Here is a 21,622-nt window from a genome sequence, read left to right on the forward strand (position 1 = left end):
TCCCTACTGTGGAAGTTGGACAGGAGACTAGAATACACCTCCGGATGAAGGCTTTGCTTAGCAAGCTTTTAGAGAGATGTCCATGCTTTTCACATGATGCGTGAGTGCACCGATAGAAATGTAGTCTACCCCGCACTCGGCTACATCGCGCAGCGTTTTTTCAGTAACACCGCCGGATGCTTCTACTGGATAGCGTCCATCGATTAGCGCTACAGCAGCACGCATGGTGGGATAATCCATGTTATCTAACATGATTAAGTCGATTCCTCCCACGCGTAGCACTTCCTCTACATCTGCCAGGGTGCGGGTTTCCACCTCTATTTTCAGCTGTAGGTTTTCAGCTTGTAGGTAGGCTTGTGTGGCGCGTATCGCAGCCTCTATGCCTCCGGCAAAGTCGATATGGTTATCCTTCAGCATCACCATATCGTACAGTGCATAGCGATGATTCAGGCCACCCCCTAAGATGACCGCCCACTTTTCCAGCATGCGGAAGCCGGGAGTTGTTTTCCGCGTATCCATGACCCGCGCTTTCGTATGCGCGATAAGACTATTAAAATAATGCGTCTTCGTAGCGATGCCACTCATGCGCTGCAGACAGTTGAGCACCACACGCTCGGTACTTAAAATGGCTGCTGCGGGACCTTTAACGAGCAGTCCGACATCACCCTGCTGCACCTGACTACCATCTTCGAGCAGCATTTCCACCTGCAGGCGTGGCTCGTAGGTTTGAAAAATCTTTTTTGCCAGCTCTAAGCCTGCGATGATGCCGTCATCTTTTATGAGTAGGCGGGCACTGCCTTCGCGATCAGCGGGGATGCTGGCTAGGGTAGAATGATCTCCCGGGCCGATATCTTCTGCGAGAACAGCACGAATAAACTGATCCAGTTTTTCGTCACTGAGGTAAGGTAAATGTTTCACGTCGTAAAGGTAAGCAATTCTAGGGGAAAGCTGCCCCTGTCCTTTGCGCGGAGCGCGTATCCTCCCTTTCTGAGCGCAGTCTAGGGCTTAGCGCTCCACGATGGCGAGGTAAAACAGGTTCGTTTCGTCGCGCTGCTGATTGAGCTTAATGATTACCTGAAAGCGTAAGGATGAGGTACTTAATTCTCCTACATAGGTCTGTACCTGCTGCTGCCGGCTGCTGTGGGAAATGGAAAAATCCTTCGGAGGAAAGCGCTTGAAAAAATCTTTTAGCACATACTCAGCTTGCACGGGAGAGTACTCTGCCTGTACGCCACTCAGTTTAATTTCCGCACTGGAACTGATCATGCGACTCAGGCTGCGTGCATCTCCGCTTGTGATGACCTCCACTAAGGAAGATTCATCCATACGCGCTTCTGGAGGCTCCACCCCTATGAAGGTGAGTAAAAACAGAATGCCGATATAACTGAGTACTTTCATTTCCATGGCTTACACAAAGTGTGCGCCAAAATTAAAAGATGCTTCGTTTTTTTGCAACCTTCCTGTATTCTGAATCGTATTCAGTTTTTTTTCTCTGAGGTGTGTGGCCTTTTCTGTGTGCTGCCTTTTGGTTTTCAGGCTGATTCCTGAAAAAAAAGGAAAGTTTAGGGCTGATTTTTTTACAAATGTGTAATTTAGCGCAAGCGAAAAGCTTTCGCTCTATCTTTTCATCTGCAAATTTAAGCCAAGTATATAATGGACAAGAAGGTCTTACTCATGATCTTAGACGGCTGGGGCCTAGGCACAGACCCTTCCGTATCGGCCATCGCGAAAGCGAAAACGCCATTTATTGATAGCCTATTTGCCGACTATCCCCATAGTAAACTGGAGGCCTCAGGTTTACAGGTCGGTTTGCCCGAAGGGCAAATGGGCAACTCTGAGGTAGGGCACATGAATATCGGTGCGGGCCGCATCGTCTATCAGGATCTCGTTAAGATTAACCTGGCCGTACAAAATGGGGAGCTAAAGGAGCATCCTGTGCTTCAGGAGGCCTTTCAGTACGCAAAAGCGCAGGGAAAGCGGGTGCATTTTATCGGGTTGGTATCTGACGGCGGTGTGCACGCACATGTAGATCATGTGAAAGGCTTGTGTGATGCGGCGGCGGCCTATGCTTTAGAGGAGGTGTATGTGCACGCTTTCACCGATGGTCGCGATACGGATCCGAAGGGTGGGGTAGCCTACCTCCAAGATTTGATGGCCCACATGGAGGGGAGCACGGGTAAGCTGGCTAGCATCATCGGGCGGTACTATGCCATGGATCGAGATAACCGCTGGGAACGTGTCAAGCTGGCGTATGATGCCATGGTAAAGGGTGAGGGAGAAAGGGCCTATGACCTGATTGGAGCCCTGGAAAAATCATATGCGAATGGTGTCACGGATGAGTTCGTGCGCCCTATTATCGCAGTGAACGATCTGAAGGAGCCCCTAGCAACCATCGCGGCGGAAGATGTCGTGATATGTTTTAATTTCCGAACGGATCGAGGCCGAGAGATCACGCAGGCGCTGACGCAAAAGGATTTCCCTGATTTTGCGATGAAAAAACTGCCGCTGCATTACATCACGTTTACGACCTACGACCATACGTTTTCGGATGTACGTGTGCTTTTCGAAAAGGATAACCTGACGAATACGCTGGGTGAGGTGTTGGCCCGTGCGGGCAAAAAGCAGATCCGCATAGCGGAGACCGAAAAATATCCCCACGTCACCTTTTTCTTTTCCGGAGGACAGGAGGCAGCGTTCGAGGGAGAGCAGCGGATCCTGTGTCCTTCGCCGAAAGTGCCTACTTATGATCTAAAGCCAGAAATGAGCGCTTTCGAAATCGCCAGCAAAATTAATGTAGAGCTGCAGCGAGGAGAGGTGGATTTCGTTTGCTTGAACTTTGCTAATCCCGACATGGTGGGACATACCGGTGTCTTTGATGCTGCGGTGAAGGCGTGTGAGGCTGTAGATAACTGTGCGGAGAAAGTGATACAGACGGCTTTGGCCGAAGGCTACACGACGATCGTGATCGCTGATCATGGAAATAGTGATGTGATGGTGAATCCGGATGGCAGCCCGAACACAGCACATACGACGAATCTAGTCCCTTGTATTTTAGTGGATGGAGCAGAACGCCTGCCGATTCGAGATGGCAAATTGGGAGATCTGGCTCCGACCATTTTAGCGCTCATGGGGATTTCGAAGCCTCAAGAGATGACAGGCATCAACTTGATAGCAGGTTTATGAGGCAGCTGGCGTATAGCCTCTTCCTAGTCTTTCTGCTAGGTATTCTCGGCGCCTGTGCATCGGGAGGGGGGGAAGAACAGGAGGAGCCTGCTTATTTTCCTATTAAAACTTGGGCGGAGGTTCAAGCTGAAAAATTAGACGGTTTCCAAGTGCGCAAACAGGTACGCGTCGGGACGCAAGAGGAGATTTTAGAAGCCACCTTAGATACGGAGGGCTGGCTAGAACTTTTCGAGGTCTTTTTAGATGCGGATATCAATACGTCTTCGTTAGCGGCTGCCTATGCGACTAGCCGAAAGGATAATGTCCTTCGGCATGAGTTGCGGCCGGGAGAAAAGGGGCGTGTGAAGTGGATCGAGGTGCGCTACTTACAAAATGAGGTGAAGGAGGTGTCATTTTCTGCTGAAACGGATAATTTTTTCTATAAGACGGCGGTGTCGGGGCGTTTAATTATGCATGCGGCGCGCCAGCATCTGGACCAATTCCGTATTACTGCGAAGCAAAAAATCTTGTTTCGCTCATCTACGGCGCTGCAGGTTACAGGGCATATTTTGCCGAAGGAAGAAATGGTGGTACCTCGTTTAGATCCTTGAGAGGAGGCGTAGCGCTGCATACTGTTTTTCTGGTAAGTCGTGGCAGGAAAGGGAGACTGCCCGGGAGAGAATTTTTCAAAAAGAAAGAAATCGATCAGAAACGAACAGTAAAACGAAAGCAAACGAAGCCAAACGAAAGTATATTTAGCGGAAAAGGAAAGTAAACGAAAGCAAACGAACGTATTTTCTTTTAAATCGAAAGTAAACGAAAGTAGCTTGGTGGAAAAGTGAAAGCATCTGGAGCAGGTTTAAAGGCACTGTTTCAGATGCTTTTTTTTAGCCAAATATCCTTTTGGGTTTAGGCAGCGAAGGCGAAAAACACGAGCCAAACCAAGAACAGCACGGGCAGCAAGAGGGGCAGTGAAAAGCGTAAGATATACCCGAAGAAGGAGGGCATTTTGATGCCGCTTTGTTCTGCGATGGACTTCACCATAAAGTTAGGGCCATTTCCGATATAGGTCATGGCGCCGAAAAATACGGCGGCTATCGATATGGCCATCAGCTCAAATGCCGAGTTTTCGTAGCCTCCGAGTGCAAATTCCCGGACCATTTCTAAAGAGCCGATACTGGCGCCCTGCGAGGCCATGGCGGCGGCGAGGAAATTCAGGTAGGTCGGTGCATTATCCAAGAAGCCGGAAAGAATGCCCGTGCCCCAGAAGAGGCTGTTGGGGGTAATGAGGGCGGCGCCTTCAGGGGATTTAGCGAAATTTCCCACCAGCTCCAGCGCTGGCATCATGGTGCCGAAGATGCCGATAAAAATAAAGGCAACTTCCCGGATGGGTTCAAAGTTAAATTCGTTGCCCTTTAGGGCGCGTGTATCTGCAAAACGGTAGGACAGGTAGGCCACGCTGAGCATGATGAGTTCCCGAAGAAAGGAGAAGGTCTGACCATCGTAGTGGATGCCCGGCACCCAAGGCAGTACATTCGGGTCTAGGAATACGGCGATAATCACGATGAGGAGCCAAAGAAAGTTTTTGCCTCCGATGAGTTGAAAGCCCTTCCCAGCGGGAGGGCTGAGGGGCTTTTGCTGCTCTGCAGCGCCTCCAAATTTACGATCGATAAAGTAAAAGGCGACCGCCAAGAGGCTGAGGGCAAAGATCCATGCGGGCCAGTTATGGCTGAGGGTCCAGAAGAAGGGGACGCCTTTCAGGAAGCCCAGGAAGAGTGGTGGGTCGCCGATCGGGGTGAGGGCACCGCCGATGTTACTAACCATGAAGATAAAAAATATGATGTGGTAGGCCTGAATATTGTCCTTATTTAGGCGGATGAAGGGGCGGATTAGCAGCATGCTGGCTCCTGTGGTGCCGATAACATTCGAGATAAGGGCGCCGATGAGGAGTAAGCTGACATTCGCCAAGGGGGTGGCTTCTTTATCGATCTGGATGAGGATGCCTCCAGAGGCGATGTAGAGGGAGGCCAGTAGGGCAATAAACTGGACATATTCGGCTAGGGCATGTACCGGTTCGTGGGCATTATGCAGCACGAAAAGGTAGTAGCTGATGACGATAGCGGCCAGGCCCATGGCCACCTTCGGGTAGTGATGGTGCCAAAAGTGTTCGTAAAAAAGCGGGCCGGTGGCGATCATCAGCAGCAAGGTAACGAAGGGGATGACTAGCCAAAGGGGGGCGGCGGCATGAGCTGCGTGCTGTTCTTCCGTATGTTTATCCGACTGCAAGCTAGGGTCTGGATTCGCTGCCTGCATGCTGTCCATCGTAGTTCCACTGAGCTCCTCGACCTGTGTCTGGGTTTCCTCCGAAAGTATTTCTTCTACCAAGACGCTAGCATAGGGCGCTTCTTCGCGGTTATTTTCAGCGAAAAGTGCTTCGCTTAGGGGTAGGAAGAGTAGGGTACACAGGAAAAATAAACCTAGTAAAGGGTACTGTTTCATTCGGGTGTTTCAGCTAGTAAGGTGATGCCGAACGCCTCTCGTAGATGCGGTCAGCGGGTAAATCGGGCATTAAACTACAGATATTTTTGCAATGCAGCCTAATTTTTCTCGGACTTACGCAAGAATTTACGGTGTCGGCTTTTTTAATCGGTTGATTGGTCGCTGCAACATGTGTGGAAATTTACGGTTTAACCAGCGGAGGCGCCGAAAGGAAGTTAAATTTAGCTATTTTTGTGCGCGATAAACCCTATATAACATGAAAGAGCTACTGAAAAAATTTGAGAATCAAGCGCCCGAGGTGGTATTCGAATGGCATGACAGCGAGACGGAGGCCTGCGGCTGGGTGGTGATTAATTCGCTCCGTGGTGGTGCGGCGGGTGGCGGCACGCGCATGCGCAAGGGTCTGGACAAGCGCGAGGTGGAGTCGCTAGCCAAGACGATGGAGGTGAAATTTACGGTCTCCGGTCCGGCCATCGGTGGGGCGAAATCAGGCATCAACTTCGACCCGGCGGATCCGCGGAAGGCGGGGGTGCTGGAGCGCTGGTATAAGGCCGTTATGCCCCTGTTAAAAAGCTATTATGGTACAGGCGGGGACTTGAATGTAGATGAAATTCACGAGGTCATCCCCATTACGGAGTCTTATGGGCTTTGGCACCCGCAGGAAGGCGTGGTAAATGGTCACTTTAATGCGACAGAGCCGGAGAAGATCCGTAAGATCGGGCAGCTGCGCCAAGGGGTTTCCAAGGTCCTCGAGGATCCTAAATTTACGCCGAACGGACCGAGAAAGTATACCGTAGCCGATATGATTACGGGCTACGGTGTGGCAGAAGCGGTACGGCATTTTTACGGCATCTACGGGGGGACCCTGGCGGGCAAAAAAGCAATCATCCAGGGCTGGGGAAATGTAGGGGCGGCGGCAGCCTGTTTCTTAGCCGTAGAGGGTGTGCAAGTGGTAGGCATCATCGACCGTGCCGGCGGCCTGATTCGGGAGAAAGGCTTTAGTCTGGATGAGATCCGCCAGCTGTTTATCGATAGAAAGGGCAATACGCTCGTGGCGGAAGATATGCTTTCTTTTGAGGAGGTGAATGCGAAAATTTGGGATGTCCCGGCAGAAATTTTTATCCCTGCGGCGGCATCGCGCTTGGTGACCTCGGATCAGGTGGAGCGCATGGTGGCGGCAGGTTTAGAAGTGATTTCCTGTGGTGCGAATGTACCTTTCGCTGATCCGGAAATTTTCTTTGGCCCGATCGGCGTACTGGCAGACGAGCGGGTGGCTGTGATTCCAGATTTTATCGCCAACTGCGGCATGGCGCGTGTATTTGCTTACTTGATGAGTGAGGGTGCCCAGGTGACGGATGAGGCCATTTTCCATGATGTAAGCGAAACTATCGCACGGGCTATGCGCAAGACGTACGCGGACAATGCCTCTCGAACGGGGATTGCCCAGCGCAGCTTTTCTCTAGCGCTGGCGCAGCTGGTCTAAGTGACACCGGCCCTGTCAGCTCGAGGTTGAAAGCCTAAATGGCCTTACAGCCCTAGAAAAAAAGGCAGCTTCCTACTGGGGAATCTGCCTTTTGTTTTTTTGCCCTTTCGGGCAAAGTATACCTGTCGAAACGTCTACCTTGCTATGGTTTCTCCGTAGTAGGCGCCGCCTAGGCTGTCTCGGCTAGCCCCTGTGACCGCGTGGAGGGTGTTTACTTGACCACTGGCTTTTAGGGCGGCCATAAAGGCGAAGATGAGGGCTTCTTTAAACTCGATAAGCTGCGCTGGGGCAGGAAAGATGGAGAGGTGTTTGCTGCTGAGTGCTTTGGCAAGCTGCTGCATAAAAAAGCTGTTATAGGCACCGCCTCCCGTAACCAAGATTTGGGCAGGCTTTTCGGGGGCGGCTTCGGGGATGCTAGCGGCGATAACTTGTGCGAAGTGCTGGACGAGGGTGGCCAGAGCATTTGTGGGGTTAATGGCAGTGCCGAGGGCCTCGAAAAAAACGGGCATGTCTTCTCTTCCGAGGGATTTTGCGCCCAGGCGCTGGTAGTAGGGCAGTGCATGAAGTCGGGAGAGGGCTTCTTGGTCGACCTGTCCGCTGGCAGCCCATGCACCACCAGCATCGTAGGGCTGCCCCATTTTTTGTGCAAAGTGGTTGAGCATGAGGTTAAAGGGGCTGCAGTCGAAAGCGCGCCGGGGTCCTTGGGTGGAGAAGCTTACATTAGCGATCCCGCCGAGATTCAGGCAGGCATGAAAGGAGCCGAAAAGAAGGGCATCTCCGATGGGAACTAGGGGCGCTCCCTGGCCTCCGAGCTGCACATCCAGGGTTCTGAAGTCCGCATAAACGGGAATACCGGCAGCGGCATATAGGGCCCAGGGGTTGCCGATTTGGATGCTGATGCCAGCTTCTGGCCGGTGAAAGACGGTGTGTCCATGGGAGGCAATAAGGCTGGGCTTTAATTTATTTTCGGCACAAAATTTCGCCACGACCTCTCCCATCCATTTTCCCAGCTCACGATCGAGAAGAAAAAGTGCTTCCGCGCCGAGGGTGTGTGCCTGAGGGAGCTGATCGGCTAATTTTTCTGAGAAGGGCAGGGTTTCTGAGGCGAGTATGCGGTAGGTCCAGCTGCTGTCTTCGTCTTGTTTAAAGGTGCAGCAGGCGATGTCCAGCCCGTCTCCTGAGGTGCCTGACATGAGCCCTAGGGTGGTAAATGTTTTCATGGTCGGGTTAATTCTTGTTAAAATGACTCCATCACTGTTAAATCTTTCTTGTGTAGCCTGTAGACCAAAGGTATTTGGTTAATTTAGCATTTAAAAGAATACAAGTGAGGAATTTTCTGGTCGTGGACAGTGGAAATACATGGGTGAAAGCTGCGCTCTTTCGAGAGGATAGCCTTCAGGAGCTGTTTCTTTCTGAGGATCTGGGGGAAGTTTGGCGCTGGGCGCAAGGTTTTCCTTATGCGGAGGCTCTAGTAAGTTCTGTTAAATACGATGAGACTGAAATTCGGGAGATTTTCGGTCCCGACGTTCGCGTTTTAGGTCCTGAGACGCCAGTGCCTATCCGTGTGGCGTACAGCACCCCGCTGACTTTAGGGGTAGACCGTAAGGCTGCTTTAGTGGGTGCTCGGGTCTGGTTACCTGAGGGGCCACTATTAGTGGCGGATATGGGCAGCTGTGTGACCTATGATATCTTGACGGCCGACGATGTATTTCCGGGAGGGGTGATCGCTCCAGGTTTTCGCATGCGTGGGCGCGCGATGCATGCTTTTACGGCACGTTTACCGGAAGTAGCGATTGCCGGTTTCGATCCAGTGCCTTTAATCGGGACGGACACTGTTTCTTGTATGCGGAGCAGTTTGTATTATGGAATTGAATTCGAATTACTTGGCTATTATGAGCGGCTCAGAGCCGAATATCCGGGTTTACAGGTGATTATTTCAGGAGGAGATGCCCATTACTTTGAAAGATTAGTAAAAGACCACATATTTGTAGTTCCGAATTTAGTTCTGTATGGGCTGAATCGCATATTGAAGTATCATGTATAGCAGATATAAAAGGAGTGTAATGGCTGCCCTGGCAGTCTTTTTTATAGCAGGTGGCGCCAGAGCGCAAACGGGCGTAAGTACCTATAGTGCTTTAGGTTTAGGGGAGTTTAACTTCAGTGGCCTGACGCATAATCAGGCGATGGGAGGGCTGGGGATCAGCTACGGTTCTGGCTGGGCGATCAATAATGTGAACCCGGCGCTATCGACAAAGAACACAGTGTTTAACTTTCAGTCTGCGCTTAATTACCGAAATGTACAGGCGGCCACAACGGAGCAGACGGAAGAGCTAGACGGAGGGGGTTTGTCCTATTTGGCGATCTCCTTACCGATTAAGTCTGGGAAGACGACGGTGGGATTAGGACTAAACCCGATCACAGGATCGAATTTTTCCCTGCAGTCGGAGCGGCCTGTGGTGAACAGCGATCTGCTATCCCGTTCTGAAACCACCGGTGAGGGCGGAATTTCTGAGGCCTATCTGTCCTTAGGCCAGGAGCTTTTTAAGAATTTTAGCCTAGGTGTTCAAGGATCCTTTTTATTCGGGTCGGTGACCACCTTAAATCGGATCAGTTTATTAGATGCGGAAGGGAATCAGACAGGCACGCGTTCGGAACTATTTAATCGCTTTTCTGCTGCCCACTTTTCCTATAAACTAGGGGCGCATTATTTTTTCCGCATGGGAGAGCGAAACTTCATTCACTTAGGTGCCATTTATCAAGCATTTGGGGATGTAAGTGGAAATCAGTTTGCGCAGATCGCAGATTTTGGCGAAGCTCGTGATCCGAATTCAGGGGGGAATATTCTAATCGATAATGAAAATACATCCTTTTTCCTGCCTCCACGCATAGGATTTGGTGTAACTTATGAAAAAATTAATAAATTTGTAATAGGCCTCGAAGGGCAGTATCAAGACTTCTCCCAAGCCACAGGATTCGATGGCGTAAATGCAGGACTGGGAGAAACGGTCAAGCTGGGTTTTGGAGGTCAGTATGTTCCAGACTATTTTGCTTTCGGTAATTTATTCAAAAGAATTACTTATAGAGCGGGTCTGGAGTTTCAACAAACGCCTTTTGTTGTGAATCAAACCCAAATAAATGATATTGGCATAAATTTTGGCGGATCCATTCCGCTGAATAGTTTATCTCTCGCCAATGTAGCCGTGAAGCTGGGGATGAGAGGGACGACAGACGGGGGTCTTATCCGAGAGAATTATGTAAATGTCAGCTTAGGGTTTAGCTTAAATGACAACACGTGGTTCTTTAAACGAGAATTTGATTAAACTATACTAATTACTATCATGAATTTAAAATCTGCATGTATTGGTTTGATGGCCTTCGCTATGGCGGGAGCAGCACAAGCGCAGGTCTTTAATTGGCCTGAGGATGAACAAATGGAGGCCAAAGCGCGCGAGTACAATGCCGCTTACGTGGACTACATGAAGTCGGAGCAGTTCGTAGACGCGACCAAGCCGCTTCACTGGTTACTTGTAAATGTCCCTAATTTAAATGAGTCTATTTACATTAATGGCGTAAACGTTTACAAGGGTGCTGCTGATCAGACTAGTGATGCTGCGAAAAAGCGTGCTTATCAGGACTCGGTCATGATCGTGTATAACCTGAGAAACGAGGTTTACCAAAACGAAAATAAGTGGGTAGAAACGAAGGCCTTTTATGCGTATCAGTTCTATAAGGACGATAAGGCGATGTTAGGCGATGCGATCGGGGTATTCGATCGTGTTTTCGAAATAAACGGTACATTAAATTATCCTTACACCGTGGCTTATTTCGACTTGGTGAGAAGACATTATGTATACAACAAGGCATTCGAAGATTCGGATATATTAGAAGTGTACGATAAAATCGATGCTATCTTAAAAGAAGCAGAGGGAGATGGTAAGGATGTGTCTACGCAGAAATCTCAAATGGAGCAGCTATTGGTTTCCATGAATCTAATCGACTGTGACTTTATCGAAAACACATTAGGGCCTCGCTTTACTGCGGACCCGGCAAATGAAGTGCTGGCACAGCAAATCTTCAAGTATGCCTATCAGTATAAGTGTATGAATACGAATGCTTTCTTGGCGGCCTTGGAGTTAATCGATTCTAATGATCCTACCTACTCTACTTCACAGGTACGTGCCATGCGTTACATGCAAAACAAAGAATACGATAAGGCGCAGCCTGTCTTAGAAAAAGCACTTACGCTGGCAGAGACGGATGCACAGAAGGCTTCTGTTCAGATGGACTTGGCGCGCATTCATGCGCAAAATGGCCGTAAGAGTGCATCTAGAACGGCTGCTCTGGAGGCGGCGAGACTAGACACGGAAAAAGCAAAAGATGCTTGGGACTTAGTAGGTAACTTGTACATGACGTCTTTTAATGACTGTAAAGGTGGGGTGAGCCGTGCAAAGGATATGTCGGTTTACATCGCTGCTTATAATGCCTTCCAGAAGGCAGGTAACAGCAAAGGCATGGCAGAAGCTAAGTCTCGCTTCCCTTCTAAGGAGGAACTCTTTACAGAAAGCTTAGCAGTAGGTGACAGCATGAGCGTCGGCTGCTGGATAGGTGAAACTGTAACACTAGCTACTCGTGATTAAAGATTAAGCGTCTGAAATGACGGCATAGCAGGTGAGGGACGGCTTTCTGAGTTGTCCCTCATTTTTTTGGGCTGCTGTGTGGCTTCCCTGTGGTAAGTGCCAGCCAAATGAGGGCATGCTTCTGTGCTGAACTGCTTGTAAAATTATGTTATCTTTGCTGTATGCATCGGTTGAAAATATATGTCGTCTTCCTCGTTTCTGTTGGGCTGCTGCTAAGTTGCCGGGAAAATATGGACACCTCCTTGCTGCAGCCCTACTTAGGGCCTATCTCTACCGTTTATGATGTGGATTTAGTACACTCCGATTCTGCTATCGTACGCATCCGAATGGAGGCGAAGAAGCAGTTGGATTTTGAGGAGGGCAACAGGGAGTTTCCAGAAGGTATTTTCATTCGTTTTTATGATGAGAACGGGAAAATGACGAGCACCATTCGGGCGGATGTCGGGTATTACGACAGGAGTGCCAATTTATACCGTGGTGTAGGAGATGTGCAGGTGGAAAATATAGAAAAAGAGCAGCGTCTAAACACGGAGGAGTTGTTTTGGGATCCTACGGCAAAAAAAATCTTTACGGAAAAATTTGTGACCATTCGCGAGGGAGAGACCTTTTTACAGGGGACCGGAATGGATGCGAAGGATGATTTTTCTGAATATACTATTTATAAAATTTCGGATGGAAGAACGATTCTTCCAGAGGATTCGTGAGCAGCTATAAGCCAAATATCAAGTGAAAACAGCCGATACGATATTACTTTCTTTAACTGCAGCCTGTTTTATCATCGCTGCGCATCAGACGCTGGTGGCGGGTATTATGGTAAGTTATCCTTACTTTATGTTGGTGGCGGCTATGCTTTTCTGGTATCAGTTTCGCAGGAAAAAGCGTGAAGAAGCTGAAAAATCAGCTGAAAATCAAAAACAGGAGAGGTCTAAACCGAAGAAAAAGCCAAGGCGCTAAATATGATAAGCACGACATTTATTTTTCCTGTTCTGGTAACACTATTCTTTTCGGCCTTTTTTTCGGGGCTGGAAATGGCCTTTATTTCTGCGAACAAATTGCAGATAGAGGTAGAAAATAAACAGGGGGCCCTGACGGGGAAGATTCTTTCTTCTTTTTTACAGCAGCCGGGCCAGTTTTTAGGGACTACGCTGATCGGTAATACCATAGCCTTAGTTCTTTATGGGATTTTTATGGCCAATCTGTTAGAGCCGCTGTTTTTAGATTTGTTGCCCAATAGCATGGAAAATCAGGCCACGCTCTTAGTCACCCAGACTGTAGTGGCGACCATTGTGGTCTTGATCACCGCTGAGTTTATTCCGAAAAGTATTTTCATGCTAAATCCGAACGGTCTTTTAAATGCCCTCGTGATTCCATTTTTATTTGTATTCTACCTGATGTATCCAGTGGTATGGGTTGTGGTGGGCTTAAGTCGCTTTTTTATCACTCAGATATTACGTTTGCCCTATAGTGAGGATAAGCCAGTGTTTAAGGTGACGGACTTAAACGCTTTTATTCAGGATAAATTAAATTTATCGAAGGGTGAGCTTACTGAAAGAGGTATGGAGGTGGATGCGAAAATATTAGATAAGGCAGTTGAGTTTAAGACCATTCGTATTCGGGAATGCATGGTTCCGCGTACCGACATCGTCGCTGTAGAAGTGGGCGACAGTATTCGTGAGCTGCAGGAAGCCTTCGAGACGAGTGGACATTCGAAGATCATCGTGTATAAAGAGTCGATCGATGATGTAATCGGCTACTGTCATCAGCTAGAGCTCTTCAAGCATCCAAAGACTATTCAGGAAATTCTTACCCCGATAATCATCGTTCCTGAGTCGGCTTTAGCAAATGAGCTGCTCATACAGTTTATTCGGGAGCGGAAGAGTATGGCACTCGTAGTGGATGAGTTTGGCGGTACTTCTGGGATCGTGAGCATGGAGGATATCATAGAAGAAATCTTCGGAGAGATTCAGGATGAATACGATATAGAGGAGCTTACCGAGCAGAAAGTGTCGGATACCGAATATCTTTTAAGTGCACGGCATGAGGTAGATTACTTAAATGAAAAGTATAATTGGCAACTCCCCTACGGAGAGTTTGAGACCTTATCAGGATTTATACTATCTTTGACCGAGAATATCCCACAAAAGGGGGAATCCGTGACTTTCGGCCCATTTACCTTTACAGTGGTAGCCAAGCAGGACCATCGGATAGAAACCATACGCGTAAAAATTCATGAGCCGTTAAATTCTTAATACTTACTGTATTGATGGACATTTAATTTTGAATTTCCATTGAGATGTAATTATTTTGCGGCACTTCAAAAATTAGAAGAATGGCATTAATAAAGAAAATCAGACAGAAAACAGGTCTAGCGATTGGAGTTATCGCAGTAGGATTAATTTTTTTCCTCGTAGGAGGAGATATTTTAAGTCCGAATTCTACTCTATTAGGAGGTACTTCTAACAAGGTGGGGGAAATAGCGGGTGAGTCAGTCACCTATGAAGAATATGTGGCAGCTATAGAGGAGGCCAAGTTCGTTTTTCAGCAAAACACCGGAAGAAGCCCTTCAGATGCTGAAATGTTCAGCATCAGGGAGCAGGCTTGGCAGGCGCTTATTGTAGAACGCGTTTTCCAGAAGCAATACGATGCCTTGGGTATGATGGTTTCTGATGCCGAGCTTGTGGATATGGTGCAGGGGAAGAATATCATCCCTGAGCTTCGCCAGTCGCTAACGAATCCCGAAACCGGAGAGTTCGATCGCAGCCAGCTAATAGCCTTTCTTCAATCCTTAGACGGTGCCGGTCCGGAGCAGCGTGCCATGTGGGCACAGCAGGAGCAAACTTTTGCTAAAGCTCGTTTACGTTTAAAGTATGATAATTTATTAGCGACGTCAGAATTTGCTAACTCCAAAGAAGGACGCATGGAGCATATCGCTTCTAACTCTGTGGCGGATGTAGATCTGGTTTTTATCCCTTTCTATGCCTTAGAGGATGCCTCCGTGGAAGTGTCAGATGCTGAAATCAAGCGCTATTATGATGCGAATAAAGAAAAGTTTCGCGTCGATAAGGCTGCCGATGTAGAGTATGTACGTTTCGATATGCGCCCAAGCGCGGAAGATTCTGCAGCCGTACGTGATGAAATCCTACGATTGACAGAGGAACTTAAAGGAACTACTCAGGATTCGGTTTTTGTGCTACGCAATTCGGATATGAGAAGGCCTTTCCTGACGGTTCTTCCAGGAGATAACTTGCCAGAAACGCTTCGTTTAAATGTAGATGAAATCGAAGCAGGTGAAACATACGGTCCTTTCCTTTCTTCTCGCTCTACTTTCGTTTCTTATAAGATTACCGATAAATTTGACGGCACGCCACGCATGCGTGCCCGGCACATCCTTTTCGGTACGCAAGGTTTAGCGGATAGCGAAAAAGAAGTGGTTAAAGAACGTGCGCGCGGGATTTTAACAGAGATTAAAGAGGGCTTAGAATTCGCCGCGGCGGCTGCTCAGTATGGGGAAGACGGAACTTCTCAGCGCGGTGGAGACTTAGGCTGGTTCGCGAAAGAAGACTTTGTAGATGAATTTGCGAACGCCGTATTCGCAGCACGTAGTACAGGCCTTCTGAATGATGTAGTAGAAACAGAATATGGTTTCCATATCATCAGCGTGACGGAGCTACCAAAAGTGGAAACACATAAAATAGCTGTTTTAGAGCGCGAGTTAGGTCCTTCTGACGCCACTCGAAACGAAGCTTTTAGAAAAGCTGATCTGTTCGCTGCCACGGCAAGTGATAAAAAATCTTTCGAAGCGACCGTGGAGCAGGAAGATTACAGAAGATTACAGGCGAATGGATTAGCGCCTTTTTCTAGAAATTTAAACAACCTACAGAATGCGCGTGAGGTGATTCGCTGGGCATTTAATGATGCATCAGAAGGGAAAGTTTCTCCCGTATTTGAATTAGACGATACATACGTGGTGGCACTGCTTGTTTCTCGCACGGATGAAGGATATGCTTCTTTAAATAGCGTGCGTAATGAAATTTTAGCACAGCTTCGAAATGAGAAGAAGGGCGAAAAAATCAAAGAGCAGCTGGCTGGCTTAGAGACTTTAGATGCCATGAAGGAAAAGTTCGATGCCTTCGCTTCTAGAGAAAATGTAGCTGATCTGCGGTTAAGCTCAAATGTTCTTCCAGGAGTAGGCTTTGCGCCGAAGGCGATAGGTGCCCTATTCGGAATGGAGGAAGGTAAAATCTCATCCCCTATCATGGAAGAAAATGGGGTGATCGTGGCACGTGTGAATAGTCGCGTGGATGCAACTGACATCGCAGACTATACCAACTATCAGCGTCAGCTGGCAGCAAGCTCTTCGCAGCGAACTGCTTACATGATCATGATGGCGCTAGAGGAACTGGCGGATGTAAAAGATTTCCGTTACAAGTTCTTCTAATTTTTAAAATGTAAAATAGGACCCGTGGAAGTAATTTCACGGGTTTCCTCATTTTAGGTAAAAAAGGTATCTGCGAACTAATTTGGTACGTACCAGTTATTATACGAATGAAAGAGAAGTTTAACGAAGCGGCTTTTAAGGAGAAGTTAGAGGCTCAGACCAGCTTTCCGACTTTGTACCCATTTAAGTTTATCGTCCCTAAGAAGAGTTTAGCGGAGCTCAAGGCACTGTTTCCGAATCGTGAGCTTGTGTTAAAGGACAGCTCGAAAGGAAATTATACCAGTGTCTCCTTTCAGCTTATGGTTCCCAACAGTGAGCGTATTTTAGAAGTGTACCGGAAAGCCGCTTCGGTGGAGGGACTTATCGCTTTATAAATAATAAGACTATGTGGAAAGAAATAGATCAAAAACTGTGTAGGACATTTACGTTCGGAGACTTCCAGGAGGCTTTTGCCTTTATGACGCGTGTGGCTTTTTTAGCCGAGGCACAGGGGCATCACCCGAACTGGAGCAATGTATACAATACGGTAGAAATCCAGTTGACGACCCATGATGCGGGCAATACGATAACAGAGAAAGACCATCAGCTGGCGAAGGCCATCGATGCTATTCTGGAGGTGCAGTAAGAGATGGAGTCAGCGGATATGCAAGAAGAGGTACAGCTCTTTCTCGTGCCTACGCCTGTGGGAAATCTGCAGGACATGACGTATCGTGCCGTGCAGGTGCTTCAGGAGGTGGATGTTATCTTAGCCGAAGACACACGTACGAGTAGTAAACTGTTGAAGCATTTTGCTATTCAGCGGCCGCTGCAGGCGTACCATATGTTTAATGAGCATCAAACGGTCGATCGCCTCATCCAGCGGATGCGCGCGGGAGAGATTTTTGCTTTGATTTCGGATGCGGGTACCCCGGGGATTTCGGATCCGGGCTATCTCCTTGTGCGCGCCGTGGTACAGGCGGGGCTGCGAGTCTCCACGCTACCGGGAGCCACAGCTTTTGTGCCGGCTTTAGTGAACTCAGGTCTACCGAATGATCGCTTTGTCTTCGAGGGATTTCTCCCCCATAAAAAGGGCAAACAGCGCAAACTGGAGATGCTCGCGAAGGAAGAGCGGACCTTGATCTTCTACGAGTCACCCCATCGGATCGCGAAGACTCTTCGTATGATGGAGGCTGTCTTCGGGTCAGAGCGCGAAGCTTGTCTTTGTCGGGAGCTTTCGAAAAAGTTCGAAGAAAATAGGTATGGTACGCTGGCGGAGTTAGCGGCAGGTGCCGAGGCGGAAGAGGTGCGTGGCGAATTGGTCTTGATTGTGGCGGGAGCCACACCTGAGCAGGTGCCTAGTGGGGCAGACCGTCCGAAAAGAAGTAAAAAGTGGGATAGATTAGCAGCTGATGCTGGCGATGAAACAGAAGATGATGGATAAGTATACGCAGCCTGCCTTAGTGGAGGGACTTTTGGCGGTAGCCAAAAAAGCCGGTGCCTACATCCGGAAGGAACGCGAAAGCTTTTCTTATGAAAATGTGGAGCACAAGGGGTTTAATGACTTGGTTTCGTATGTAGATCAGCATGCTGAGCGTATTATCGTCGAAGGGCTTTCTGCCTTACTTCCAGAGGCGGGATTTCTAGCCGAAGAGGGGACGACAGAGGAGGGGAACCAAGAGATCAAATGGATTATAGACCCGCTAGATGGGACCACGAATTTCGTACATGGAATCCCGATCTTTTCCGTGAGTATCGCCCTGGAGGTGCACGGGGAGCTCACCCTGGGGGTGGTCTACGAGGTAAACCGTGAGGAATGCTTCCATGCGGTTAAGGGGCAGGGGGCTTTTCTAAATGGAAAGGCGATACGCGTCAGTCCCGCCACCTCGCTCTCACAGGCCCTTATCGCCACGGGTTTCCCTTATAGTGAATTCGATAAGCTTCCCGCCTATATCCATGTGATGCAGTTTATGATGAAAAATTCACATGGGCTACGGCGCATGGGAAGCGCTGCTGTAGACCTGGCCTATGTCGCTTGCGGAAGGGTGGAGGCTTATTTTGAGTATAATTTAAACGCTTATGACGTGGCTGCAGGAGCGCTGTTGGTCAACGAGGCGGGTGGACAGGTGAGCGATTTCTTTGGTGGACCCGCCTATGTCTATGGGCGTAGCATCGTAGCCGTTACGCCGGCGCTGCAGCAAGAGGTGCTCGCGGTGATTCAGGAGGCTTGGGAACAGTAAGCCCCTGTCGTTAGGAGTAGATGGGCTGCTGCGAGGCCTTGGGCACCGCATCTTTCGAGGAAAGGTGTGGTGCTTTTGGTTAGTCCCTTTTTTGGTGCGGCTTTTGTGCTTATTTTTAAGAATTCGGATCTTAACCACTCGCCTTCCATGAAAAAAGCGCTCAAAATATTCGGCCTGTCCCTAGCAGGTATCTTTTTACTCTTGCTTCTTCTTCCTTTTCTTTTCCGTGGTAAAATCCTCACGATGGTGGACGAAGCTATCCAAGAGGCCGTTATTGGCGAGGTGTACTACGACCGGGAGCAAGTAAGTGTAAGCCTTTTTCGTCGCTTTCCCCACATGGCCTTAGGTTTAGGCGACTTTGGTATCGTCGGGGAAGAGCCTTTCCGGGGCGACACACTCGTGCATGTGAAGGAGCTGCAAGTCGATTTTCGGCTTTGGTCTGTGCTCTTTGGGGAGTACCCCACCCTGTCAGGCATTCATCTAAAAGGAGGAGAGCTTTATGTGAAGGTTTTGGCTGATGGCAGGGCCAATTATGCTATTTTGCCGCCGCCCGAAGAAGAGGATGTCCTCACTGAGACGGGCAATTTGAGGATTGGCATCGATGTGTTAGAGCTGGAAGACGTATCAGTCATTTACGATGACAGGGAGTTGGATTTTTTTATGGCCTTAGGCAGTATACGCGCCTTGGGTTCCGGGGATTTTACGAGCAGCGCCTTTGAAATGCCCCTGCGGCTGGAAGCTTTTTTGGCCGATGTGCGTTACGAAGGCATTTCCTACCTTTCCCAAAAGCAGTTTAAAGGTACGACGACGGTGGATGTAGACCTCGATGCCATGCGTTTTGGCTTTCTGGATAGTGACTTGTATCTAAATGCTTTTCATTTTTACTTAGATGGTGCCCTCAGCCTTCCCGAGGATGGGATTGGCTTCGACTTGCGGGCGGGCACGCGGGAAAGTGATTTTAAGACCCTCTTATCTCTTGTTCCTGGCCTCTATGCGGAGCAGTTTTCCGCCATCGAGACCGCAGGAAGTATCGATTTCTTAGCGGAGGTAAATGGAATCTATTCCGACACGAGCACGCCTTCCTTCCTCGTGCAGCTGGGGGTTCGCGAGGGCATGTTCCGCTTTCCAGAGCTGGCGCTGCCAGTGCGCGAGGTAGGGATGGAGCTGGTGCTGGCGAATACGACGGCTGACTGGACGAACACACGCGTCAACTTGCGTGATTTCCGTATGCTTTTAGGAGATAATCCTTTTGCAGCGGAGCTGCAAATCGAAAACTTCCGGGACTTCCCGATGGAGGCACGCTTAGATGGACGGCTTAACCTCGGTGAGCTGACGGCTATCTTTCCTATCCCTGACCTGAGGCTAGCGGGGGAGCTGAGCTTGCGTGGTGAGGCGAAAGGAACGTATGACAGTACTCAGAAGACCTTGCCCGTTTTTTCGGCTGACTTCACCTTAAAGGATGGGCTTTTCCGCAGAAATGATCTGCCTGCTGCCTTGGAGGCCTTAGAGGTACAAGCGAGTATCGGCAGTGCTAGCGGGCGATTTGAAGACTTTACCGCTGTAATTTCGCGCATGTCCGCACGCCTGGACGGGGAGGCACTTCGTGCAAAGGCCACTTTTCAGGACCTTTCGAACCTCCGATGGGATTTGCAAGCGGAAGGGGCAGCGAATTTGGCCACCTTGGTGGCATTATTTCCACAGGAAGGCATGGAGTTAGCCGGGCGTATCGCTGGGGAGCTGGCTGCACGTGGAGACATGCGCACTTTAGAGTCGGGTCGTTATGCTGCCCTTTACAATGCTGGGACAGTCAACGTGTCGGATTTCGTTTTTTCCTCTGAGGATCTGCCTCAGGGAATTCAAATTCAAGACGCTGAAGCCACTTTTAATCCAGATCGGATGGAGCTCAAGCGTTTTGTTTCTACGCTGGGCGAGAGTCCGCTGGAGGCTTCGGGTGTACTGACGAATTATATGGGCTACCTTTTCCGGGAGGGGGAAGTGCTCCGTGGCGAGCTTAACCTCCGCTCTCCGCGTTTTAATGCGAACGAGTGGCTTAGCGCTGATGCGAGTGGGGAGTCTACAGACTTGGAAGTCTTCGCGCTGCCGCGCAATATCCAATTTCAACTGGGCCTCGATGTGGAGGAGCTTTTGTATGACAATTTACGTTTAGAGGCTATGCGAGGCACTGTACAGCTTGCCGATGGGGTGCTGCGTATTCGAGATGCTGGCCTGAGGACACTCGGTGGACAAGTGCGCCTTTCGGGTAGTTATGACCCTAGGGATGTAGCAGCCCCCCGCTTTGACTTTAATTTTGGTGTGGAGCGCTTGGATATTCGGCAAGCCTTCGAGGCCTTATATACGGTGCAGCTATTAGCCCCCGTGGCGCAGCATCTGGAGGGCGTATTTTCCACAGACCTCTCTTTCGGTGGCCTTTTAGCGGCGGATATGATGCCCGTGATGGCTTCACTCGATGCGAAGGGTGCGATCCGGATTTTGGAGGCAGCATTTCAGAACCCTTCTTTCACATCAGGGATCAGTAATTTGATCGGTCTGCGTCAGGAGGAAGCACTTCGTTTTCGAAACATGCGTATCCCGATCACGATAGACAATGGCGTGTTAGAAGTGGAGCCCTTTGATCTGCGGCTTTGGGACTATGAAGCACGTCTTCAAGGGAGCACAGCCTATGATGGGACTATCCGTTATTTACTGAATCTGCAAGTGCCGGCAGGGCGTTTCGGGCAGCAGCTGAATTCGGCGCTGGCCCGCGTAAGTGGCGCCACCATCGCAGAGGATGCGCCGATTCCTGTGGCCTTATCGATAGGGGGCAGCTATGCCCGTCCTACTTTCAGTCTAGCGGGGGAAGGAAGCATCGAACAGCTTTTAGCATCGGCGGTGCGAGCGCGACTCGGTCAAGAGCGGGAGCAGCTGCAGCGCCAGGTGACTGAGGAATTTCGTCAGCGAGAGGATAGTGTGAAAACGGTTTTAAAAGCCGAGGCTGAACGTGTTCAGGACAGTGTCCGTAGGGAGGCAGAACGTCGCGTCGATCAGACCCGTGATCGTGCAGCGGAAGAGGCACGCAACTTGATTCGTGGGGTTATCGGCGGCGGGAGAAATCGCCCGGCTGCTGCGCCGGATACGACGAAGCGAAAGCCGGAGTAAACAGGAGCTGTGAGCTCGGGTGGTTTTGGCC

General features: G+C 49.4%; 19 protein-coding genes. 15 read left to right on the top strand and 4 right to left on the bottom strand.

What is annotated here, in order from left to right; translation table 11 throughout:
• Positions 1–57 precede the first annotated feature (57 nt).
• Both nadC and ACXIT9_RS07395 read right to left on the bottom strand, forming a co-directional pair.
• Positions 58–918, bottom strand: a complete 861-nt coding sequence (gene nadC / locus ACXIT9_RS07390; RefSeq protein ID WP_458055586.1) for a carboxylating nicotinate-nucleotide diphosphorylase — start codon at positions 916–918, stop codon at positions 58–60.
• A gap of 87 nt (positions 919–1,005) precedes the next feature.
• On the bottom strand, positions 1,006–1,398 hold the full coding sequence (locus tag ACXIT9_RS07395) for a DUF4783 domain-containing protein (protein WP_458055587.1): 393 nt from the start codon (positions 1,396–1,398) through the stop codon (positions 1,006–1,008).
• A 255-nt stretch (positions 1,399–1,653) separates the two neighbouring features.
• Between ACXIT9_RS07395 and gpmI the strand changes: the two genes are divergently transcribed.
• A complete protein-coding gene (gene gpmI / locus ACXIT9_RS07400) occupies positions 1,654–3,183 on the top strand; it encodes a 2,3-bisphosphoglycerate-independent phosphoglycerate mutase (protein WP_458055588.1) in 1,530 nt (509 codons plus the stop codon).
• Positions 3,180–3,773, top strand: coding sequence for a hypothetical protein (locus ACXIT9_RS07405; RefSeq protein WP_458055589.1), 594 nt, complete (start codon positions 3,180–3,182; stop codon positions 3,771–3,773). The genes gpmI and ACXIT9_RS07405 overlap by 4 nt, the downstream gene beginning before the upstream one ends.
• A 298-nt stretch (positions 3,774–4,071) precedes the next feature.
• On the opposite strand, the gene ACXIT9_RS07410 is transcribed toward ACXIT9_RS07405, so the two are convergent.
• A complete protein-coding gene (locus tag ACXIT9_RS07410; RefSeq protein ID WP_458055646.1) occupies positions 4,072–5,475 on the bottom strand; it encodes a sodium:proton antiporter in 1,404 nt (467 codons plus the stop codon).
• A 442-nt stretch (positions 5,476–5,917) separates the two neighbouring features.
• Between ACXIT9_RS07410 and ACXIT9_RS07415 the strand changes: the two genes are divergently transcribed.
• A complete protein-coding gene (locus tag ACXIT9_RS07415; protein ID WP_458055590.1) occupies positions 5,918–7,144 on the top strand; it encodes a Glu/Leu/Phe/Val dehydrogenase dimerization domain-containing protein in 1,227 nt (408 codons plus the stop codon).
• A gap of 134 nt (positions 7,145–7,278) precedes the next feature.
• Here the strand turns inward: ACXIT9_RS07415 and ACXIT9_RS07420 are convergent, their stop codons facing one another.
• Positions 7,279–8,364 carry an anhydro-N-acetylmuramic acid kinase gene (locus tag ACXIT9_RS07420; protein ID WP_458055591.1) on the bottom strand — a complete coding sequence of 362 codons (1,086 nt, stop codon included), beginning with the start codon at positions 8,362–8,364 and terminating at the stop codon, positions 7,279–7,281.
• Between the two features lie 104 nt (positions 8,365–8,468).
• On the opposite strand from ACXIT9_RS07420, the gene ACXIT9_RS07425 reads away from it, so the two are divergent.
• From ACXIT9_RS07425 to ACXIT9_RS07480, 12 genes are all read left to right on the top strand, one after another.
• Positions 8,469–9,188: a type III pantothenate kinase gene (locus ACXIT9_RS07425; protein ID WP_458055592.1), complete on the top strand. Its 720-nt coding sequence runs from the start codon at positions 8,469–8,471 to the stop codon at positions 9,186–9,188.
• Between the two features lie 19 nt (positions 9,189–9,207).
• Entirely contained in the window at positions 9,208–10,464 is a 1,257-nt protein-coding gene (locus ACXIT9_RS07430; RefSeq protein WP_458055593.1) for a hypothetical protein, read from the top strand.
• Positions 10,465–10,482: 18 nt separating this feature from the next.
• Complete coding sequence (locus ACXIT9_RS07435) at positions 10,483–11,781, top strand: tetratricopeptide repeat protein (RefSeq protein ID WP_458055594.1); 1,299 nt, start codon at positions 10,483–10,485, stop codon at positions 11,779–11,781.
• Between the two features lie 161 nt (positions 11,782–11,942).
• Positions 11,943–12,485 carry an LPS export ABC transporter periplasmic protein LptC gene (lptC, locus tag ACXIT9_RS07440; RefSeq protein WP_458055595.1) on the top strand — a complete coding sequence of 181 codons (543 nt, stop codon included), beginning with the start codon at positions 11,943–11,945 and terminating at the stop codon, positions 12,483–12,485.
• Positions 12,486–12,507: 22 nt separating this feature from the next.
• Positions 12,508–12,735: a hypothetical protein gene (locus tag ACXIT9_RS07445; protein WP_458055596.1), complete on the top strand. Its 228-nt coding sequence runs from the start codon at positions 12,508–12,510 to the stop codon at positions 12,733–12,735.
• 2 nt (positions 12,736–12,737) lie between these two features.
• Positions 12,738–14,030, top strand: coding sequence for a hemolysin family protein (locus ACXIT9_RS07450; protein ID WP_458055597.1), 1,293 nt, complete (start codon positions 12,738–12,740; stop codon positions 14,028–14,030).
• Between the two features lie 80 nt (positions 14,031–14,110).
• A complete protein-coding gene (locus ACXIT9_RS07455) occupies positions 14,111–16,219 on the top strand; it encodes a peptidylprolyl isomerase (protein WP_458055598.1) in 2,109 nt (702 codons plus the stop codon).
• 107 nt (positions 16,220–16,326) lie between these two features.
• A complete protein-coding gene (locus ACXIT9_RS07460) occupies positions 16,327–16,593 on the top strand; it encodes a DUF493 family protein (protein WP_458055599.1) in 267 nt (88 codons plus the stop codon).
• 11 nt (positions 16,594–16,604) lie between these two features.
• Positions 16,605–16,844 carry a 4a-hydroxytetrahydrobiopterin dehydratase gene (locus ACXIT9_RS07465; RefSeq protein WP_458055600.1) on the top strand — a complete coding sequence of 80 codons (240 nt, stop codon included), beginning with the start codon at positions 16,605–16,607 and terminating at the stop codon, positions 16,842–16,844.
• Between the two features lie 3 nt (positions 16,845–16,847).
• Entirely contained in the window at positions 16,848–17,639 is a 792-nt protein-coding gene (rsmI, locus tag ACXIT9_RS07470; protein WP_458055601.1) for a 16S rRNA (cytidine(1402)-2'-O)-methyltransferase, read from the top strand.
• Positions 17,617–18,435 (top strand): inositol monophosphatase family protein, encoded by an 819-nt coding sequence (locus ACXIT9_RS07475; RefSeq protein ID WP_458055602.1) that lies wholly within the window; start codon positions 17,617–17,619, stop codon positions 18,433–18,435. Before rsmI ends, ACXIT9_RS07475 begins: the two co-directional genes overlap by 23 nt.
• Before the next feature lie 147 nt (positions 18,436–18,582).
• Positions 18,583–21,591 (top strand): AsmA-like C-terminal region-containing protein, encoded by a 3,009-nt coding sequence (locus ACXIT9_RS07480; RefSeq protein WP_458055603.1) that lies wholly within the window; start codon positions 18,583–18,585, stop codon positions 21,589–21,591.
• Positions 21,592–21,622 lie beyond the last annotated feature (31 nt).

This window comes from Nitritalea sp., from assembly GCF_054166705.1.

What these genes read in the sequence shown, in the direction of transcription:
- ACXIT9_RS07395 (WP_458055587.1), bottom strand. Translation starts at nt 1,398, where the DNA reads ATGAAAGTACTCAGTTATATCGGCATTCTGTTTTTACTCACCTTCATA.
- gpmI (WP_458055588.1), top strand. Translation starts at nt 1,654, where the DNA reads ATGGACAAGAAGGTCTTACTCATGATCTTAGACGGCTGGGGCCTAGGC.
- ACXIT9_RS07405 (WP_458055589.1), top strand. Translation starts at nt 3,180, where the DNA reads ATGAGGCAGCTGGCGTATAGCCTCTTCCTAGTCTTTCTGCTAGGTATT.
- ACXIT9_RS07410 (WP_458055646.1), bottom strand. Translation starts at nt 5,475, where the DNA reads ATGCAGGCAGCGAATCCAGACCCTAGCTTGCAGTCGGATAAACATACG.
- ACXIT9_RS07415 (WP_458055590.1), top strand. Translation starts at nt 5,918, where the DNA reads ATGAAAGAGCTACTGAAAAAATTTGAGAATCAAGCGCCCGAGGTGGTA.
- ACXIT9_RS07420 (WP_458055591.1), bottom strand. Translation starts at nt 8,364, where the DNA reads ATGAAAACATTTACCACCCTAGGGCTCATGTCAGGCACCTCAGGAGAC.
- ACXIT9_RS07430 (WP_458055593.1), top strand. Translation starts at nt 9,208, where the DNA reads ATGGCTGCCCTGGCAGTCTTTTTTATAGCAGGTGGCGCCAGAGCGCAA.
- ACXIT9_RS07435 (WP_458055594.1), top strand. Translation starts at nt 10,483, where the DNA reads ATGAATTTAAAATCTGCATGTATTGGTTTGATGGCCTTCGCTATGGCG.
- lptC (WP_458055595.1), top strand. Translation starts at nt 11,943, where the DNA reads ATGCATCGGTTGAAAATATATGTCGTCTTCCTCGTTTCTGTTGGGCTG.
- ACXIT9_RS07450 (WP_458055597.1), top strand. Translation starts at nt 12,738, where the DNA reads ATGATAAGCACGACATTTATTTTTCCTGTTCTGGTAACACTATTCTTT.
- ACXIT9_RS07455 (WP_458055598.1), top strand. Translation starts at nt 14,111, where the DNA reads ATGGCATTAATAAAGAAAATCAGACAGAAAACAGGTCTAGCGATTGGA.
- ACXIT9_RS07460 (WP_458055599.1), top strand. Translation starts at nt 16,327, where the DNA reads ATGAAAGAGAAGTTTAACGAAGCGGCTTTTAAGGAGAAGTTAGAGGCT.
- ACXIT9_RS07465 (WP_458055600.1), top strand. Translation starts at nt 16,605, where the DNA reads ATGTGGAAAGAAATAGATCAAAAACTGTGTAGGACATTTACGTTCGGA.
- rsmI (WP_458055601.1), top strand. Translation starts at nt 16,848, where the DNA reads ATGGAGTCAGCGGATATGCAAGAAGAGGTACAGCTCTTTCTCGTGCCT.
- ACXIT9_RS07475 (WP_458055602.1), top strand. Translation starts at nt 17,617, where the DNA reads ATGAAACAGAAGATGATGGATAAGTATACGCAGCCTGCCTTAGTGGAG.
- ACXIT9_RS07480 (WP_458055603.1), top strand. Translation starts at nt 18,583, where the DNA reads ATGAAAAAAGCGCTCAAAATATTCGGCCTGTCCCTAGCAGGTATCTTT.